The following is a 19,091-nucleotide window of genomic DNA, read 5'->3' on the forward strand; positions in this document are numbered from 1 at the left end:
GGGTCAGGTCGGGGAAAAGGGGTCAGGAGCCTTTTATGCCACGACCGTTGCGCGCATCCAAAGGCGGTGTCGTTTATCACGTCATTAATCGTGCCAACGCCCGCACGACCATTTTCGAAAATGAATCCGATTACCAAGCGCTTGAAAAGGTTATTGGGGAGGCACACGAGCGTCGGCCAATACGCATCATTGATTATTGCATTATGCCGAATCATTGGCACATGGTGTTGTGGCCGGAACAAGATGGTGATTTATCGGCTTTTTTAGGTTGGCTGACCATGACGCACACACAGCGTTGGCATGCAAATCACGGAACTACCGGCAGCGGACATCTATATCAGGGGCGGTTCAAAAGTTTTCCGGTTCAAACTGACAGGCATTATTACACTGTCGGCAGGTATGTTGTCCGCAATCCTGTTCGGGCCGGTTTGGTGGACCGCGCTGAGAAATGGCCCTGGTCAAGTGTTGGCCTTAAGCAATCTGTAAACAGTAAGACAGCTGGTTTGCTCAGTGACGGACCTCTGGAGCGGCCAATTGAGTGGCTTGAATTTGTAAACCAACCTGAAACAGATTCAGACCTGGCCTCTTTGCGTGAATCCATTCAGCGGGGCAGGCCTTTCGGGGAGATGGATTGGCTCAAAAGAGTTGTTAAAGATTTTGGTATGGAATCGACTTTAGGTCCGAGGGGGCGACCCCGTAAGAGTGTAAATTGACGACAATAAGAAGGCTCCTGACCCCTTTTCGCTCATACTGATGGGCTGCCAGGAACCTCCACAACAATACATTGCGAATCCTTAAGTAACAGGAATCCCCAACGCGATATGCGCACCTTTCATTTTTCAAATTCCTGGATTGTCCAGGAATTGTTCAGTACTACGTACGTGGTGCTTGATGTTCAAGAGTTAGGATGATTAATCGTAACTTATGCCTTTGGCCCCATCCAGCACTTTCCGAACCGTTTTCACCAACTCGGCCCTGTCCATTGGTTTATAGATCAATGCCTGGAAACCAATTTCAGAAATTGTTTGCGCAGAGATTCTTTTACTATATCCAGTGCAAAGAATAACAGGTATGTCTTGACGGAATTTCATCATTTCAAAGGCAAGCTTATCGCCGGTCATACCCGGCATGGTCATATCTGTGATAACCAGATCAAAGGCATAAGCATTCGACTTAAACAGATCGAGCGCTTTTTTGCTGTCGGTCATTATGGTGACTGAATATCCTGACTTTTCAAGTAGTTGTCTACCCATTTTGGCAATGGCGGGTTCATCATCAATAAAAAGGATTCTTTCAGAGCCGGTGGGTAAATCTTCTTTTACATATGGCTGACTGGTTTGACTTTTTTTCGTAGAGGGCAGGTAAATCGAAAATACAGATCCTTGTCCCAATTCACTGGAAACCTCAATTTTGCCGCCATATCTTTCAACAATGCTGTGAACCAGGGCCAGCCCCAGTCCGGTGCCTTCTCCGGGTTTCTTGTTGGTGTAATAGGGATCAAATATCGACCCAATAACATCCGGAGATATACCGGTGCCGGTGTCTGATACACTTAATTTAACATAATTACCTGGTTTCAGATTTTCTCCCCGAGTTATTTCATTTTTTTCAAGTTTAAGATCTTCCAGGACAACTTTCAGTAAACCGCCGTTTTCTTCCATCGCATACACTGCATTTGTGCATAGGTTCATAATAATTCGATGAAACTGGGTTGGATTTCCCAAGATTGATGATTCGCTTGCTATATTATGCTGTATCTCAATAGTAGTCGGGATGGAAGATCTTAGAAATTTAAGCGCCTCTTTTATAATGGGTTTTAGAGGTATCGGTTTGATTTCTTCATCCGATTTTCTTGCAATCGTCAAAATTTGTTTTACTAAATCTTTAGCCCTTAGCCCTGCCTTATACACCTCTTGCAAGTCATCTTCCAAATTCGACCCTTTTGCAACGTCATCCAGGGCAATCTCTGTGAATCCAATGATTGATGAAAGGATATTGTTGAAGTCGTGGGCGATCCCACCTGCAAGAGCCCCTATTGATTCTATTTTCTGAGCCTGATAGAGCTGCTCCCTAATATCGTTTCTTTCAGCTTCAGCAACCTCTCTGTTTTGAATCTCAGCAAGGAGTTGGCGGTTGGTTTTTTTTAGCTCACCGGTCCGTTTGGCGATCTCTTTTTTCAGCCGATAGTTCCAAAATAAAATAAGGCCAATAACCACAAAGGTCAAGGCAAGACCTTGCAGGAAATAACGTAATATCTTGTCGGGATCGAGACCGGGTTCATAGTCTACACTGACCCACTTTTTCCGGATCTTTTTTTGTTCCAGTGCTGTCAATGAGGCAAATCCTTTTTCTACTATGCCGACTACTTCCGGTAGGTCTTTGTGAACGGCAAAGTGAAGTTTTTCCGAAGCATAGCTCACCGGTCCCGCTATCTTTAAATTGGTAAAATGTTCCTTTCGTATCCAATAGATAGAGGAAGAGAGATTGCCGATCATGGCATCGGCCCTTCCCTCTGAAACAGCCTTCAATGTCTCCTGTAGAGTCGGATACAGGGTTGGTTTAACCTCTGTATTATCCCGTAAGTAGCCTTCGTGAGAGGATTCCTTCTGAACAGCGACTCTCATGCCTTTAATGTCGTCCAGGGAAGCAATAAACGGTGTGCCGGTTCTGGTGATGATAACCCGCTGATAATGCATATAAGGTTTGGAAAATAGGAGAAACTTCTGTCGTTCTGATGTCTTTCCTACACACGACAGCATATCGATTTCGCCTTGCCTGGCCTGTTCCACTGCCTCCTTCCAAGACAACCCTGGAGCCACCTTGAAGTGTAACCCAATCCGTTGTTCTAAAATGCGAAGATACTCGGAAACAATTCCCTTATATTGACCCGTCTCATTGATAAACTCAAAGGGTGCGAATTCAGGATCAACGCCCAGTAAAATTTCCGGGTGTTTTTTGACCCAGGCGGTTTCTTCGGCAGTGAGGGCATTTTTCTGCTGAAGCAGAGCCGGGCCTTCCAACGAGGCGAGAGCCGAAATCCATGACTGGTGAATTTCGAGCCGCTTTTTTTCAGTGATCGCATTCAGCGCTTTATTAAAAATTTTTGCAAGTTCAGGCCAATCTTTCCGGGTAGCGATCCTCTCGCCATGCATCAGCATGTTATAGCGGGCCGCGACCTTGAGATTGGTTATCCCATTTACTCTGGTAATATAGTCGCACACACCCAGAACGCCGATGTAGCAGTCAGCCAGGCCTGTAGATACCGCTGTTAATCCGTCAAACGGCGTTTGGACCATTACCGGGACAATATCCGGATGGTCCTGCAATGTTATATTGGCGGAATAATATCCATCTACCAAGGCTACCTTCTTACCCTTTAGATTTTCCGGGCCTTGAATCTCCTGATTGTCCTGCTTGGTCATTATTACCAGGGGCGTTGGTAAATAAATATGGGTAAAGTTGAAGAGTTCTTTCCTCTCCGGTGACTCCACGGCTGTCAGAATGGCATCGAGTTTTTTCCGACCTGCATAATCAATGATTTGAGGCCAGTTAAGCCCTTCGACGATATCTATCTCGACATTCAGATACCTGGCGATGAGGTTAATGGTGTCGATAGCGATGCCTTGATAGACGCCGGCTTCATTTCTGAAACTGTAAGGCGCATATCCTTTGTCCACCCCCAGACGGATAACTTTGTGCCGGGAAAGCCACTCCCTTTCGTCTTCGGTGAGTGGAATCGATCGCATTTCTCTATACAAGATCAGGTCGAAGTCAGCGCCTGCGAGATACGAATTGACTATTTTATGGAAAAGAGAGTTATTATCGGCCTTGAATCGTCTGATATGTTTGTCAATCGTCTCGGCAATGCCAATGTATCTCTTTTTTTTGGGAAAGGCTAACTTGAGGTGCACTGGATTGAAGACGATCGGTGTCTTGTTGATCTCATAATCCCCTTCGGTCAAGGCTCCGAAGAGCCTGTTGACCACACCGGCATCGGCTCTGCCGTCTTCAACCATCGCCAGAGCCTCATGATAGCTGTTGACAGGGATGGTTTCGGTATCGAGTTCAAATTTTGAAATCAAACGTTCAATACCACTTTCTCCAACCGTATGAATATCTCCCTTTACCGTTGCTATGGTTCGTCCGTTAAGATCAAAAAGAGAGCTTATCTCAAAATCCTTACCGGCATAGATGGTGCCCCAGTTTAAGAAGACGCTTTCCTGGGAAAAATGGAACTTTTTCTCCCGTTTTTTCGAGTAGGCTATATCCAACATGATATCCAACTCACCACTTTCCAAGCGCTTCAAACACTCATGCCATGAGCATGGCACAAACTCCAACTCCCATTTTTCGCGAGCAGCTATGATTTTGAGTATTTCAGGGAATATTCCGGCTGCTTCGCCTGCATTGGTGGTATAAACCAATGGAGGATTTTCATACACTCCTACTCGAAACTTAGGTAAAGACCGGGATGCTCCTACACTATCTTGAACCGCAGGGAAGGTTAAAATAAACAAAGCGCACAAAAGACATTGAAGACAGTGTTTGAAGGCAGACATGCAAATCACCTTTATCGGGTGTGAACCGCCCCGGAAGATCCGGAGAGTTTTTTGTTTGAGTCAGGCCAGCATGGTCTGACCCTGTTTATCCTGATAATACATATGTCCCAGCTCGGCAGGCGGGATATTTCCGATTGGCTCCAACAAGCGACGATTGTTGAACCAATCCACCCGAGCCAGGGTGGCGAATTCCACGGCCTGGCGATGCATCCAGGGGCCTTGTTTGTTGATCTCTTCAGTTTTGTATAAGCCGATAACCGATTCGGCCCTGAGACGTTGTCATAGGAATCACCCACGCTGCCCACAGAAAGCACGATGCCCGCATCAGCCAGGCGCTCTTTATAGCGTATGGACAGGTACTGAGAGCCCCTGTCCGAGTGGTGCACCAGCGGCGCGGCGCCCTTGCGGGCGAAAATTGCCTGCTCCAGAGCGTTAAGGGGCAGGTATGTTTTGAGCGAATTTGATAGCCACCAGCCCACTATCATGCGGGCAAATACATTGATGATAAAGGCCAAGTAGGCGAAGCCACGCCAAGTCGAAACATAGGCGAGATCGGCGATCCACAGCTCATTGTGAAGGTCGGCCGTAAAGTTGCGCCGGACCAAGTCGGCTGGGCAAAAAACATTATCTTCCGGCGTGGTGGTCCTAACCTTCTCGCCCCTCACTGCACCGGTCAGACCCATTTCACGCATCGAACGCTCCACCGTGCACCGGGCCTTCTATTTCATAACGAAGAAGCCGGCGCCATGCCTTGCGCGCTCCATAAACCCGGAAGTTATCATTCCACACCCGGCGTATCTCAGTGCGCAAATAGGCATCCCGCTTGGCCCTTTTCGGCAGGCGCTTAAGATAGGCCTGTCTGGCCCTGTGCTCATAGCAGACCGACGGGGCGATCGGTAGCATCGCACAGATCGGCTCGACCCCGTAAATCTGGCGTTGAGTGTCGATAAAGGAAACCATCACTTCCATAGGCGGTCGAGCTCCGCCTGGGCGAAGAGCGCCGTAGCTCGCGGTTCTCACGTTTCAGTTGCTTGAGCTCTTCACGCTCTGATGTTTTCAGACCGGCGCGAAGACCCTGATCACGCTCGGCTTGCCTCACCCAGCGTCGCAGGGTCTCGCAGGTGCAACCCACTTTGGGAGCTATCGAGCTGATGCCTGGACCACTGCGTGCCGTACTCCTCCTGGTGCTCAAGCACCATACGTACAGCGCGATCCTTACCTCTTTGGGATATCTCTTGCCTTGTTCCATGACCCCATTCTCTCAAATTCTGAGGTCTCCGGCAATCGTGCGCGATTCACTGAGTGCCAAAACGGTCCCCGAGCGGCGTTAACTTCGGTATCCCCTCGTTGACGGTAAGTTAATTGTAATTATGTTATAGCATCAACTTGCTGTTGCTCGGCTGATTATAATGATTTAAACATTCAGGCTTTATTCTTAAAAACGTAAATTACTAATAATTCTAATGGTATAGTTAGCTGTTTAAGGTTGTCTCGCCATGTTGATTACATACACCATTCCAAAATTACTTACTGATGGCTCTTGAATTTTTGTCATTCGGATGGCCAAGATTTTCTAATTAATTTGTGCAAAGGATTGAGAAAAGGGGTCAGGAGCCTTTTATGCCACGACCACTGCGCGTATCCAAAGGCGGTGTCGTTTATTACGTCCTTAATCGTGCCAACGCCCGCATGACAATTTTCGAAAAGGAATCTGATTACCAAGCGTTTGAAAACCTTATTGTGGAGGTGCACGAACGTCGGCCAATACGCATCATTGATTATTGGATCATGCCGAATCATTGGCACATGGTGTTGTGGCCGGAACAAGATGATGATTTGTCGGCTTTTTCAGGTTGCTTGACTATGACGCACACAAAGCGTTGGCATGCAAATCACGGAATTACCGGCAGCGGACATCTATATCAGGGACATTCCAAAAGCTTTCCGATTCAAACTGACAGGCATTATTACACTGTCTGCAGGTATGTTGTCCACAATCCTGTTCGGGCCGGTTTGGTGGACCGCGCTGAAAAATGGCCCTGGTCAAGTGTTACTTGAAGTAATCTGTAGATAGTAGGACAGCTGGTTTACTAATTGACGGTCTGGAACGGCCAATAGATTGGCTCAAAAGAGTTATTAAAGATTTTGCTATGGAATCTGCTTTACGTCCCAGAGGTCAACCCCGTAAGAAGTTAAATTGACAACAAGAAAAAGGCTCCTGACCCCTTTTCGCCTCCTTTCAGCCAATTGATCTGGAACATTAGCTTGTGCTGTAATGAAACTACCAGCAATACCGGCCGTCCTATGGTGTTCCCTCGCATTTTCCTGAAGCGCTTGTCGCCGTGCTCCTACCTGGAAGTTTTTTTATTTACGAACCATTAATTATAAGGTGGCGATATGAGGTTTGAAAAATTCTCCAGCGCCGGATGGATCATGGCGCTCGCTGTTTTGGGTGTGTTGTGTCTTTCCTTGCCTGCTCAGGCCGTGCTGCCGCCCAAGGTTTACGAGCAGAGGGCCCTGGACTCAAAAATAAAGGCCATAGCCGTGGTAAAGAGTATGCAGGAGGTGAAACGTCAACGAAATTGCCAACAAATGAAATTAGTCTTCACCCTGGAAAAAGCCATTGCCGGGACTGAAGCGCCCCAGAGTTTTTCCGGGCTGTGCTGGGTCCTGTTGCCTGGAGGCAGGCCTATGCCGGGGCCTAAAATCTATTACCGCCCCCAAAACGGGCAGCGGGTGTTTGTGAGCATCTCAGAAGACGGCGGCCAAATCACCACCTTTACCGAGATGACGCCCGAACTGGAACATGCCCTCAATCAAAAACCGCCTGCCATCAAATACGGCATGGGTAAGGTATATATGACCAAGTAAGGCAGCTTATTCTTTTAAGCGTTAAGGTTTTTGAAACATCTCCAGCTTGTTGACAAAATCCTCTTGAATTTTGTCAGAGGCAACTCGGTAAAGGCGCGGTTTTACCCTGTGGTTAGAATCGTTTGCTTTGTGGAAGTTTTACAATTCGACGAGCCATTGATTGGGGCTCCCCAAAAGCTGACCTTTTAAGGGCGTATTATGGCCCGTCTTACGGACTGTTCGAAGTCATCCGGAAGGTTTCTGATTTTTGTTTTTTTTAGCTTGAAAAACGCCACAGATAACCGCTCAATAAATGGATTTTACTTCCGCGAGCACAAATGAACTCCTTGTTGCCATTACGCCTTCTGTATTAAAGACATCCTGCAGGACGACCTGAGAGTAATGCTGCATATCCCGGGCTACAATTTCAAGCATCAGATCCACATCGCCGGAAACAGCAAACACACTGACAACCCCTTCCAACAGGGCCAGCCGGTTGGCAAGATCCTCCCATCCCACCCTGGCATCACGCACCACTCCGCAATAGGCGCGCACGGAAAGCCCAAGCTTTTCCCGGTCCGTTATGGCGCGGTATCCCCTGATTATTCCTTCGCGTTCAAGTCTGGCTATGCGCCTGGAACAGCTGGAGTGAGAGAGGTTGACAATTTTGGCAACATCAATATTGGAAAACCGCCCGTTGGATTGTAAGGCAGTTATTATTTCCCGGTCGTATTCATCCAATTTGGTCATTTGCAAAACCTTTGCATTCACCTGATGTGTCCGTTGTCTATATGGAAAAAATTAACAAAATATAATATTTTACGCAATAACTTTGATTTTATTCGTCAATTTATGAATAGTATTTGCAAATTTATTGATATTTACTAACCTTGAAGCATCTGCCGGTTCCATCGGTTTCTCACCCGGTTTTGGGACCCACTCCAGTAAGCTATGCATTGTAAGGAAATTTAAACGAGCCCCAATAAGGCTCCCCTTGCCTAAGCAAACGAAAGACGCTTGCGGAATTTTTCCACCAGGAAACACGGCAACCCAACCACCCGGAGATTATTGCAGAAAGGCTTTTTATCAATAGCCTTTATTGCTAAGATTGGCGCTTTGAAGGATCACTTGACGACCACTCACAAGGAATTGATATGACTACCCTTAGGCCTTCAGCCTATTCAACTTTATTCAAGGATGGTTTGAGCGCCGGGTGGCCCATCTGCCTGGGCTATCTACCCATTGGCCTGGCCTTTGGTGTTCTGGCCCAGAAGGCGGAGCTTACACCGCTTCAGATAGGATTGATGTCCGTTTTGGTTTTTGCCGGAAGTTCCCAATTTATAGCCGTATCCATGCTCGCAGGCGGTGCTTCGATAGTGGCTATCATTGCCACAACCTTTGTGGTCAACTTGCGCCACACCCTGATGAGTTCTGCCTTGGCGGTTTATCTGCGAAAGAGACACCGTGGCTTGCTCGCCCTTTACGCATATGGCGTGACAGACGAAAGCTTTGCCGTGAACCTGCCTCGATTCAGTGACCATAAATGGAGCCTTTCACGGGCTTTGGTGGTTAACCACGTGGCCAACTTTGCCTGGTTTGTCAGCACGGTAAGCGGCGGCATCTGCGGACAATATATTCCCGAAGGAGCCTTTGGCATTGATTATGCCCTGATCGCCATGTTCATCTGCCTTTTGATCTACCAGATCAGAAAACCCATCCATATTATGACGGCTGTCATCGCCGGTTTGACTGCTGTGGGGCTGGCCCTGGTTCTTCCCGGCAACACCTATATTGTGATCGCTTCCATATTCGCCGCCACAGTGGGGGTGATCGTTCAGGGAAAATTGTCAAAGACTTGAGGAACAGGGAGAAAGGCTGTGATTCAAAACCTGTTGTTAAAGGGGCGGAAATTCTGGTTTGTCAAGCAGGTGTTTATGGACAAAGCATCCAGAACAAGCCCTGAATTTAGAAAACACAATCCCAAACACCTGAACTCTGCGAAGGGTGATTTCCGAAATGACTGACTATCTGTTGTTGCTTGCAGGTATGGGCCTGGTGACTTATCTGCCGCGTTGGCTGCCCTTGCATTATCTTTCCCGAAGCTCGTTTCCGGAGTGGTTTGTCCGTTGGCTCGAGTTGATTCCGGCTGCCATTCTCAGCGCCATTCTGCTGCCGGCCTTGATCCTCGACGGAGAGCCCAGACATCTCGACCTACTGCGGCCTGAGTTTTTTGTGGCCCTGCCCACATTTGCTTTTGCCTGGTGGAAGCGATCTTTAGGGGGAACGGTGGTGGTGGGTATGCTGTTGTTTTGGCTGGCGGGAAAGATTGAGCCACAAATGTTTGGCTGGTTGTGATGGCCATGGAAAAGCCCTTTAAACCTTACTTACAATATTTCAGAGCAAAATCATTTAGTTAGGCCGTAAATATGATCCGCCGACCAGTCCGGTAATATATCCCTAACTCGGCCTTTTATTTAGGGTAGGCCGAGTATCCAAGAGCTCCCGCCTTTGCCAAAAATATTCATCTCCTCACCCTGGGCCCACTGTGAAAAAGGCTGCCTGGAAATTCGCTTTAGACATCTGATGTTGATTTGATCCTCAAACCCCTTTAAATAACGCCCAATCCGCCAGGGTTGGCCGCTCCTTGGTTTTGACATCTTAATATTTATTTGTTAAATTCAACAAAATAAGAACCTCCTAATATTAATTGTTCAGGCTTTTCTATCCGGGGCAACATGGCAACACCATTACAGCTTGAGCTCAAGACCATGGCCGGCAAGAACCAATGCATTGATATAGATCCCTCCGCAGGGTCCGGCAGGATTCAATTTTTCCGCCTGACCAGGGGCATCACCATGACCATCCTGAACTGTAATCTTCTAAGGCCCGTGCCCCTTCAATACGATCCGCCCTTTGAAACCCTTGGAATCGGTTTCAATCTCGCCGGCCAAATGGAGGTCAGGCCCGGGCGGAGGCCTGTTTTGAACTACAAACCCGGTCAGACCGACTTAAACACCAACCCGGGTGACGTGCGTCTCAATGAAACCCTGGGACCCGGCCATATGATGCGGGTTTGCCTTTCCATGAACCACGAGGTTCTGGAGGAGTTGACTCCCCCGGAGTGGTTGCCGGAGCCGCTTCAAAAAAAATCCTCTGATCCGGCCCATTACAGAGGACGGATAACTCCGTCCATGCGGTCCGTGATTGCCCAGATTATCAAATGCCCCTTTCAGGGCAGTACACGCCACCTTTACCTGGAAAGTAAAGCCCTGGAGCTTCTGGTCCACAAGCTGGAGGAGCTGAAGGGGGCCATGCTCCGCCCCAGTTGCACGGTAAAGGCCCAGGATCTGGACCGGGTCCAGCATGCGGCCGATCTGCTTACAGCCAACCTGGAGACAGCTCCGAGTCTGGGAGAATTGGCCAGGGGCGTGGGAATGTGCCGGACTCGGCTGCATGAATGCTTTTGCCAGGTCCATGGCGTTACTCCCTTTGAATATTTACAGCGTTTTCGCCTGGAAACCGCCATGAACTATCTGGTCGAAGGCCGGATGAACGTCACCGAGGCCGCCCTTGCCGTAGGGTATGGGTCTTCCGGCTATTTTTCCAAGGTGTTTAAAAAACAATACGGCGACCCCCCAAAAAAGTACGTCTCCCATGCCCCCCTGGGCGACTCACGGACGATCCTGCCTGAAAAACGGAAGATCGTGCACGCGTAGCACCCCGCCTCTGTTGTACATCCTTCTTTGAGATCCGCCGGTTTTGGCCGGCGGACTTTCTATAAGATCCCGAAGAAGGAGAAAAAGATGTTCCATATTAAAACCGGTAAATCAAGTGGGCGTAAAAGGTTCGCCAAGTTGGCGGCTTGCGTATCTGCGGCTTTGGCCTTGTCTATTGTTTCCCCCGGTCTGGCTGCTGCATCCAAAGCAGAGAATGCCGCACCTGAAAAGCTTGAGGCCGTAACGGTAACGGCTAATAAACAAAAGGAAAACCTTCAGGATGTCTCCATTTCCATGACCGTGCTGAACGGTCCGGCGATTGAAGACAGGCAGATCGAAAATATCAATGAACTCGGTGATTTTATACCGAACTTGATGATTTTCAGTGATGGCCCGGCGGGAATTAACTCCCCGAGCATGCGCGGAATTCATGCCGACGCCGAGAGCCTCACCGTTACCACGGGCCTTTTTGTCGATGAGATCCCCATTGCGAGCACCCTGGGTTTTGCGGCTGAATCCTTTTTGGATATCGAACGGATAGAAGTTCTGCGCGGGCCCCAGGGAACTCTCTACGGCAAGAACACCGAAGTCGGAGCCATCAATATCATCACCCGTCTTCCGGATAATCAATACCGGGGCAAGGCTATGACAAACCTCGGTATAAATGCCCAATCCGCAGCCTTTAACCTAAGCGGTCCGATCATGCAGGATAAGCTGTATTTCGGTATTTCCGGCCAGTGCCGCCGGGAAAAGGGATTCATTGAGCACACCATAACCGGCGATGAGGTGGACGACAGGGAAAACTTCTACGGCAAGGGCCAGTTGCGCTGGACACCCAGGGATGACCTGGAGGTGCGGTTTATCATGTCCCACATCAAATACGACGACGGCGCTTACAGAATGGGGCCCAATCCCGGATGGTGGTCTGGTTCTCTCCCTTCAGTGCCCGGCGATCGCAAGGTCTCTTCTGATCATGAAGGTTATTCCAAGTCAAAGGAAACAAGCCAGGCCTTGAAGATATCCTATGATATCAATGAGGCCCTGTCCCTGACCTCCACCACCACCCACAGGGTGTTTAACGATGTCCGAGGTGCGGATATCGACCTTACTTCCCTTGATTTTCTTTGGAGGGACTTTGATTCCGAATACCGGACAATTACAGAAGAATTGCGCTTAAATTACGACGCCGACCGCTTCAAGTGGCTGTTTGGGCTTTACTACGACAAAAACGATTACGATATCAAGGAGCGGGCCAAGTCCTATCCGCGCAACCAGGATGTGGACGGATACTCCTATGCGCTCTTTGGCCAGGTTACCGTGCCTCTGACCTCGCGTTTGAGCGTCATAGGCGGGTTGCGCTATGAGTACCAGAAAACAGATTTCACAGACAATAACACCGGATCGAAACTGGATGGATCATGGGACGACATTTCCCCCAAGCTGGCCCTGGAGTACCAGTTCAATTCCGAGGTAATGGGGTACGCCTCTGTGGCCAAGGGCTTCCGTTCCGGCGGTATCAACTACAAATGGTATGATCCCGCCAAGATCACCTACGACTCTGAGAAACTGTGGTCCTATGAGGTTGGCGTCAAGTCTCAGTTGCTGGACAACAGGCTTCTTCTAAATGGCGCGGTGTACCGCATGGATATTCAGGACATGCAGGTCTATGACGGATATCCGCCGATGAGGCTCGATATCTCCAACTCGGCCCAGGCCGTGGGGCATGGGTTTGAGCTTGAGATGCAGGCTCTCATCACCAAGAACCTGGCTTTGGATGCAGGTTTTGGATACTCCAAAGTTGAGTTCGAGGACTTTACAGAGGGCGGCGTGAGCTACGACGGAAACAAAAGCCCCTATGCCCCGGAATACACATTTAATATCGGTGCTCAGTACCGCGCTGAAAACGGTTTCTATACCAGGATCGATATGGTCGGCTACGGCAAGATGTATCTGGATAAGACCAATACCTATTCCAGAGACCCCTATACCCTGGTGAATGCCAAGATCGGCTATGAGATGGAGAACCTGGATATTTACCTGTACGGCAAGAACCTCTTTGACACCAGATATGACACCGAAGGCTATTACGGCGGCATGTTCATCTTGTATGGCGAGCCCCGTGAGGTGGGAATAACCTTGTCATACAGATTTTAGGGGCTATTAACGGTAAATGGCCTGCTTATCCGCGTAGATGCGGCCTTTCACAATTGGACCTTCGATTTGTGGAAAAGCGGATTCGAGTTTATTCAGAATAAGCCCGAATATGGTTGCACACATTGACATGGGGGAGGGGAAGTCCCCTAAGCAACAGGCTTGGACCTAAGTTTTCAGGCAGTGGCGCCGCACTTATAAAAAGGCGATTTAAAGTGCGGCGCCGCGCCTGACTTATTTGGCAATGGATCGGCAAGATGTTAATTATGCTGAAGCAAGCCTTTATTAAGGCATTTAAAACAGAAGAGTTTTAAATGAGAAACATAAAATCAGTGGCCGATGTCCTGGCGGGACGAAAACGGGATCGGCTTTCGGATCTGGGTTACCGGCTTATGTCCGGCGCAATAAAAGCGGCGGATCTGTTTCTGAACTATTCTGCGAAAAACTTCCAGACCCTTCTATTACAACCCGGTCAGACTGTGATTGATTACGGTTGTGGTCCCGGAAGATACGTCCCCATGGCTGCAAGGGCCGTTGGTCCTCATGGAAAAGTTTTTGCTGTTGATATTCATCCCTTGGCCGTTGCCAAAGTCAATAGGATCATAAAGGCAAAGCGGCTTGTAAATGTGGAAGCGGTCCAAATAGATGGATATCGCACGCCCCTTGAAAAAGAGATAGCTGATGTCATCTATGCCCTGGAGATGTTTCACATGGTGAAGCAGCCGGGAGAGCTGTTGCAGGAGTTTGCCCGTTTGTTAAAAAAAGAAGGGGTCCTCCTTATGGGAGACGGCCACCAGTCACGGGATGAAACCATAACAAAAATAGAAGATTCCGGCGCTTTGATTGTTTTTGGCCAGACGGACAAGTATGTCAGATGCCGGAGGGCCTGAGGTTAAAACAACTTGATTTCCAGCCCTGACTCGCTGTTTCCAAAAACCACGGCAACAACCTGAAAAGTTTTTGTGCGTTTTTTTATCTGCTCAGGTACTGTTGATTTCTGCAAATTTTGATTTGCCTGTTTTTTATTGGCGAATATTCATAGTAATATTTTGTTATTACAAGGGTTTTGTCATGAAAGTCACCGTCTGTGAATTGCCCAACAACTGGATAAATAGTGAACCGGTTCAAGAGAAGCTGAAATCTCATCTCAATGCGGAGAAAAGCGATCTTTTATTGTTGCCTGAGATGCCGTTTTATTCCTGGTTGGCAGGCTCAAGGGATGTGGATCAGGAACTTTGGGCAAAAGCGGTGGACAATCATCAGGCCATGATTGAAAGACTCGGTGACTTGAAGGTGGGGTTGGTTGCCGGAACTCGGCCGATCCTTAAAAATGGAGCGCCTCACAATGAAGGTTTCATCTGGACCAAGGCCGCAGGCGCGGTTGGGGGGCATGAAAAATACTATTTACCCAATGAAGAGGGATTCTGGGAAGCCACCTGGTACCGCCGGGGAGACGGTGTCTTCAAGGTCATAGAGGCGGAAGGGATCACCTTTGGTTTTTTAATCTGCACGGAGATGTGGTTCAACCATCGGGCCAGGGAGTACGGCAAGGCGGGCATGGATATCCTGCTCTGCCCCAGGGCCACTCCCGCAACCTCAACCGGCTCCTGGGTGGCTGGCGGCAGGGCCGCGGCCAATGTCTCCGGCGCATTTTGCCTTTCCTCCAATTTTAACGGTTCCAACACCCCGGATATGGATTTCGGCGGAACCGGCTGGATCGTTGAACCGGAGGAAGGAAACCTCCTGGGAACCACCTCGGAAAAGGAACCTTTTCTGACTATGGAGATTGATATCAACCTGGCTGAGCAGGCAAAGAAGAGCTACCCCAGGTATGTGGAAGACTGATTCAAACCGCCTGTGATTGTGACGGGCTGCCATTAATACAAACACCCCGAAAAGTAGGCGCTTTTCGGGGTGTGTCTTTTGACTGCCAAAGGAAGTCTTTTGTCGGCCGCTCCTATCCCACGCACCCCAGAGTGGGGTCTTGAACCACAATTGTACGGCGTCTTCTCTTTTTCTTGACTTGGCACAAAAGGGTCTTGTAGACCGGGAAACCGGAGATGGGGTCAAACTGCTCCAGGTCTGTCAGCACATTCACGTTGGCCTTTCTCCAGGTCTCGGTGCCCTGGGGGCCTCCGCCTCCCACAGGCGCGTAGACATATCCCCGCATGATGTCTTCGGTCACCAAGGCCCGCATCTCCACATTGCCGCGGGCGGTTTTCACCACCACCGGGTCGCCGGAAATTATTTTTCTGGCCTCAGCGTCCTTGGGGTTCATCTGCACCGTGGGATGGGGATATTTTTCCATGAAATCAGGCACAGCCCTCAGACAGGATTTCATATCAGGTTTAAGGGGGCCTGTCCCCAAGATCAAGGGATACCTGTTCGTCAGCTTGGCCTGGCTTATAGGGGTTTCATACGATTCCTCATATTTGGGCAACCCTTCATAGCCCATCTCCTTGAGCTGAGTGGAGTTGATTTCAAATTTTCCAGACGGGGTTTCAAATCCGGGTCGACCGTCCTTTCTGAGGTGTCCGGTTTCCCATTTTCGGTAGGTCATGGGCTCGGGATCAAGCCGCACTGTGTGCCTGGGAGCCTGCTCCAGATCATTTCTGGTGATGCCGGTGCCGGAAAGACTCCAGTCTAAAAGTTCCATCTCATTTTCCGGGAATTTATCTTTATAGCCCAACTTATGGGCCAGCCCGATCAGGATGGAGAAGCAGGATTTGCTTTCCCCCACAGGATCGATCATTTTTTCTCTCAAGCGAACGGCATTGCCGTAAAAACAATAGGACGACTGTTCGAACGAGGTGGCAGCGGGCAGGACAATATCAGCCCAGGCAGCGTCACGGGTTAACTGCAAGTCCGCGCAGACCATGAAATCAAGGGCATTAAAGGCCTCTTGCCATAAAACCGGATTGGGCCAGGAGGTGAGGATGGAAGCCCCCAGGATAAACAGCCCCCTGATTTTATAAGGGTCTGACTCCAGTATTGCCTTGGGCAGGCGATTGGCATGGGGCTCTCCGCCGCAAAAATGGGCATATACCGGGAAATGATCCCCGCCAATGGAGCTTTCATAGCTTGGTGTTTTTATCTGATGATCCTTGTTCAGGTGGATCTGGTTTTTCGGCGGGACAAAGCATCTGCCGCCCTCCACATCCAGCTGACCGGCCAAGGCCCAGAGAACCATCACCGCCCGAATGCTCTGCACCCCGGACTTGGTGTACTCAAGCCCTGTGTACATCACATAACTTGCCCCTTCGGCCTCGGCTATCTCTTCAGCCAAAAATTCAATTGTCTTTACGGGGATTTTGCTGATTTCGGATACGACTTCAGGGGAAAAGTCCCTTACGTATTCCCTGAATTCGTCATATCCCAGGGTCCAGTCCTCAATAAAGGCCTGGTCCACCAACTCATCCCGAATCAGAATATGGCAAAGCCCCAGGGCCAAGGCGCCGTCGCTGCCGGGCCTGATCGGCACCCAAAGGCTCTCCGACAGTTTTGCCGAAGCCGTCTGTCTGGGGTCAATGACAATGATCCGGGCGCCTTCTTCGGCTGCCCGTTTCAAGCGGACGAACATCTCCGGCGGGGTGGATGTGGATGGGTCTGTTCCCCAGACGATTATCAAATCCGAGTTGTCAACATCTGAGAACATGTCAGTGTGCAGACAACCGGCGGTGAGTTTCGGGGCCAGCACGCCAAGGGAAGTGTAGCAGGGCGCACCCACTCCGAATGTGTTCGGCGAACCATAGGGAAATAAAATGCTGGAAGCCAGGTATATCTCAGATCCGCCCAGTTGAAAGGCATCCTTAAAGGCCCTTTCATAGGTGCCGGTGCCTGCGTAGAATCCCAGGGCCTCAGGTCCGTGGGCGGCTTTGATCTCCCCCATTTTTTCAGCGATTATTTCATAGGCCTGGTCCCAGGATATGGGCTCAAAATCCAGTTTGCCTTTTGGCCCCTTGCGTTTTAGCGGCTGCTTGATGCGGCTTTCGGAATAGATAATCTGTCGGGCGCTGTCAGCCATGGGGCAGAGTACACTGCCCATGACGGCATCCGGATCCGGGGTGAGCTTTTTAATTTTTCCGTGCTCGTCAAAGTGGACATTAACCCCGCAACCTGGACTGTGATAGCATAAACCGCATATTCCCTGTTTTTGCGTTTCCAAAACAAGCCCTTTCTTCTTATGCCTTTCAGCGTTTTCCCAGGATGAACTGTGAGGTTATATGCTCCCAGAGGTGCCTGGTTTTTCTTATCTTCCAGAGCACCTCTCCGGTTTGCCGAATGGTGAATCCAGGAGAAAACGGCCCTGAATCCTCTTCCATCAAACGGCAAATGTTTTCCATGCCATAGCCTTTATAAGGGCCTTGATTCCTGCCTCCCAGCCAGGTGTCCGGGCTGCTGACTGATTCGTCCCAGGAAAAGGGATCTGAAAAAAGAAACTGGGCGTTTTTCTTGTCCATGACCCGATTGGCCTCTGTCAGATGTAGAGCGGGGTCGGAAACTTTCTCCAGAATATTCACGGAACTTGCCGTGGCAAAGCGCTCCCTGGGAAAAGGAAGCGCTGTGGCATCCGCCACAATAAATTCCGTATGGTCAAAATTAAATTCCGATGGCAACGACGTGGATTTTTTCTCTGTTATTCTCCCTTCCATTATCATCTCGAATTCAAGCCGCTTTTGAGCTGCCAGCTTGCGGGCGGCGCGAATAAAGGAAAGCGAGGTGTCAATCCCCACAACCCGGTCGTGGGTCTTGGTCATCTCAAAGCTGAGCCTGCCCACAGAACAGCCTATATCCAAGGCCCAACCATTTTGGGGCTCGAATGCCGCAGCCCATTTCTTATAAGCATCTGTGGCATCGGGGCCATTGAAAAATTCTGAATAGTGGCTCCAAAAATAAGAGGAGAGCATGGAAAAAGACCCATATCCGGTCGACTCGCGGGTTATGGGCAGTGTTTTCTTGGGCACAACCACGGCAATACCTTCGTGTATTGTGTATTGTTGGCCGCATTGGGGGCAGATAAGATTTCCTTCTATGATCTCCTGGTCGTTTTCTTTCTGGCTTTCCAAGTTCAGGAAGACTTCCTGTTCCAGGCATTCAGGGCAGATCAGTTCTTTGGTCAGCCATTTTTTCATTTTGACTCCTTAACGGGCTGTTCAAAAGCTAAATGCCAAATAGATTATTTGTCAGATTCGGGAACGCCTGAGTTTGAGAGAAAGTTATTATTTTGCCTGGCAAGGCGTTATCTTTTTGAAATATCGGCCTAGTGGATTCCCCCCTTGGCTTTTTTAAAGATGTAATGGCCTGAGACTTAAAATAAATAGATAATCCACATAGTTGCGTTTTATCTCAGGAGGACGGCTGAGGATATCCAAGGACCTCTGAAGCATTCGGCAAGCCTGTACTAAACCCAGGTGTGCTGCTTGAGGGGCCGCATTATGGATATAGTTTTGAAAGGGCGTAAAACAGCCAGGCAGGCGTCTATTATTTTCATGAAGATTAATCCCCTGCTCACTGGCGCATCAGATCGCCATACTATATCGTCCTCGCATTTGTTTTCTCCCCGGATCAGCAAGCGCTGTCATATTTAAGGTAATATAGTAAGGCGATTGAGTATAACTTTCCAGTTTTTATGATATCCGCCTTACATTACATTCAGGTTTCTGATTACCTGCCAAAGCAATTTCCCGGCATCATAATGGCCAGAATTGATATTTTGAGGTCTTGCTTCTGATTTATTTATTCTCCTCAAGACGAAAAGAGCGACCAACGCATTGGAGAGCAGTCAAAGCTGGTGAGGATAGGATCAACCCAGACG

The 19,091-nt window shown here is 49.2% G+C and carries 15 protein-coding genes, 2 pseudogenes and 1 other annotated feature; of the genes and pseudogenes, 9 read left to right on the plus strand and 8 right to left on the minus strand.

All coding sequences use genetic code 11. The features are described from left to right. Nucleotides 1-35: 35 nt before the first annotated feature. Complete coding sequence (locus X474_RS03355; RefSeq protein WP_044346755.1) at nucleotides 36-713, plus strand: REP-associated tyrosine transposase; 678 nt, start codon at nucleotides 36-38, stop codon at nucleotides 711-713. Between the two features lie 198 nt (nucleotides 714-911). Here the strand turns inward: X474_RS03355 and X474_RS03360 are convergent, their stop codons facing one another. The 5 genes and pseudogenes from X474_RS03360 to X474_RS27185 form a co-directional block, all read right to left on the minus strand. After that, nucleotides 912-4,559, minus strand: coding sequence for a transporter substrate-binding domain-containing protein (locus X474_RS03360; RefSeq protein ID WP_052514801.1), 3,648 nt, complete (start codon nucleotides 4,557-4,559; stop codon nucleotides 912-914). A gap of 60 nt (nucleotides 4,560-4,619) precedes the next feature. Next, nucleotides 4,620-4,769: a hypothetical protein gene (locus tag X474_RS27170; RefSeq protein WP_353743125.1), complete on the minus strand. Its 150-nt coding sequence runs from the start codon at nucleotides 4,767-4,769 to the stop codon at nucleotides 4,620-4,622. A gap of 137 nt (nucleotides 4,770-4,906) precedes the next feature. Continuing rightward, nucleotides 4,907-5,251 (minus strand): annotated as a pseudogene (locus X474_RS27175) (DDE-type integrase/transposase/recombinase); the annotation flags it as partial. Further along, nucleotides 5,244-5,579, minus strand: a complete 336-nt coding sequence (locus tag X474_RS27180; protein ID WP_353743126.1) for a hypothetical protein — start codon at nucleotides 5,577-5,579, stop codon at nucleotides 5,244-5,246. The gene X474_RS27180 and the pseudogene X474_RS27175, both read right to left, overlap by 8 nt. Continuing rightward, nucleotides 5,445-5,561, minus strand: a sequence feature (AL1L pseudoknot). It overlaps the preceding gene by 117 nt. Before the next feature lie 37 nt (nucleotides 5,580-5,616). After that, nucleotides 5,617-5,808 (minus strand): annotated as a pseudogene (locus tag X474_RS27185) (IS3 family transposase); the annotation flags it as partial. A 371-nt stretch (nucleotides 5,809-6,179) separates the two neighbouring features. Here X474_RS27185 and X474_RS03370 point away from each other — a divergent pair. Continuing rightward, nucleotides 6,180-6,617: a transposase gene (locus tag X474_RS03370; protein WP_052514802.1), complete on the plus strand. Its 438-nt coding sequence runs from the start codon at nucleotides 6,180-6,182 to the stop codon at nucleotides 6,615-6,617. A gap of 339 nt (nucleotides 6,618-6,956) precedes the next feature. Continuing rightward, nucleotides 6,957-7,430, plus strand: coding sequence for a hypothetical protein (locus X474_RS03375; protein ID WP_044346759.1), 474 nt, complete (start codon nucleotides 6,957-6,959; stop codon nucleotides 7,428-7,430). A 285-nt stretch (nucleotides 7,431-7,715) separates the two neighbouring features. Here the strand turns inward: X474_RS03375 and X474_RS03380 are convergent, their stop codons facing one another. Beyond that, nucleotides 7,716-8,159, minus strand: coding sequence for an Lrp/AsnC family transcriptional regulator (locus X474_RS03380; RefSeq protein WP_044346760.1), 444 nt, complete (start codon nucleotides 8,157-8,159; stop codon nucleotides 7,716-7,718). Nucleotides 8,160-8,563: 404 nt separating this feature from the next. Between X474_RS03380 and X474_RS03385 the strand changes: the two genes are divergently transcribed. The 6 genes from X474_RS03385 (at nucleotide 8,564) to X474_RS03410 (ending at nucleotide 15,121) form a co-directional block, all read left to right on the plus strand. After that, nucleotides 8,564-9,268 (plus strand): AzlC family ABC transporter permease, encoded by a 705-nt coding sequence (locus X474_RS03385; RefSeq protein ID WP_044346763.1) that lies wholly within the window; start codon nucleotides 8,564-8,566, stop codon nucleotides 9,266-9,268. A 157-nt stretch (nucleotides 9,269-9,425) separates the two neighbouring features. Next, a complete protein-coding gene (locus X474_RS03390; protein WP_044346765.1) occupies nucleotides 9,426-9,764 on the plus strand; it encodes an AzlD domain-containing protein in 339 nt (112 codons plus the stop codon). A 380-nt stretch (nucleotides 9,765-10,144) separates the two neighbouring features. Beyond that, nucleotides 10,145-11,125 carry a helix-turn-helix domain-containing protein gene (locus X474_RS03395; protein ID WP_052514803.1) on the plus strand — a complete coding sequence of 327 codons (981 nt, stop codon included), beginning with the start codon at nucleotides 10,145-10,147 and terminating at the stop codon, nucleotides 11,123-11,125. Nucleotides 11,126-11,212: 87 nt separating this feature from the next. Next, nucleotides 11,213-13,279 (plus strand): TonB-dependent receptor, encoded by a 2,067-nt coding sequence (locus X474_RS03400; RefSeq protein WP_052514804.1) that lies wholly within the window; start codon nucleotides 11,213-11,215, stop codon nucleotides 13,277-13,279. A gap of 311 nt (nucleotides 13,280-13,590) precedes the next feature. Further along, nucleotides 13,591-14,166: a class I SAM-dependent methyltransferase gene (locus X474_RS03405; RefSeq protein WP_052514806.1), complete on the plus strand. Its 576-nt coding sequence runs from the start codon at nucleotides 13,591-13,593 to the stop codon at nucleotides 14,164-14,166. A gap of 181 nt (nucleotides 14,167-14,347) precedes the next feature. Continuing rightward, the gene (locus tag X474_RS03410; RefSeq protein ID WP_044346767.1) at nucleotides 14,348-15,121 is read left to right on the plus strand and encodes a carbon-nitrogen hydrolase family protein; all 774 of its coding nucleotides are present in this window, start codon (nucleotides 14,348-14,350) and stop codon (nucleotides 15,119-15,121) included. 112 nt (nucleotides 15,122-15,233) lie between these two features. On the opposite strand, the gene X474_RS03415 is transcribed toward X474_RS03410, so the two are convergent. Further along, nucleotides 15,234-17,441: a molybdopterin-containing oxidoreductase family protein gene (locus X474_RS03415; protein WP_044346768.1), complete on the minus strand. Its 2,208-nt coding sequence runs from the start codon at nucleotides 17,439-17,441 to the stop codon at nucleotides 15,234-15,236. Nucleotides 17,442-17,466: 25 nt separating this feature from the next. Next, nucleotides 17,467-18,408, minus strand: coding sequence for a methyltransferase domain-containing protein (locus X474_RS03420; RefSeq protein WP_044346770.1), 942 nt, complete (start codon nucleotides 18,406-18,408; stop codon nucleotides 17,467-17,469). Nucleotides 18,409-19,091 lie beyond the last annotated feature (683 nt).

It is taken from the genome of Dethiosulfatarculus sandiegensis (genome assembly GCF_000931935.2).
GTDB classification, from domain to species: domain Bacteria; phylum Desulfobacterota; class Desulfarculia; order Desulfarculales; family Desulfarculaceae; genus Dethiosulfatarculus; species Dethiosulfatarculus sandiegensis.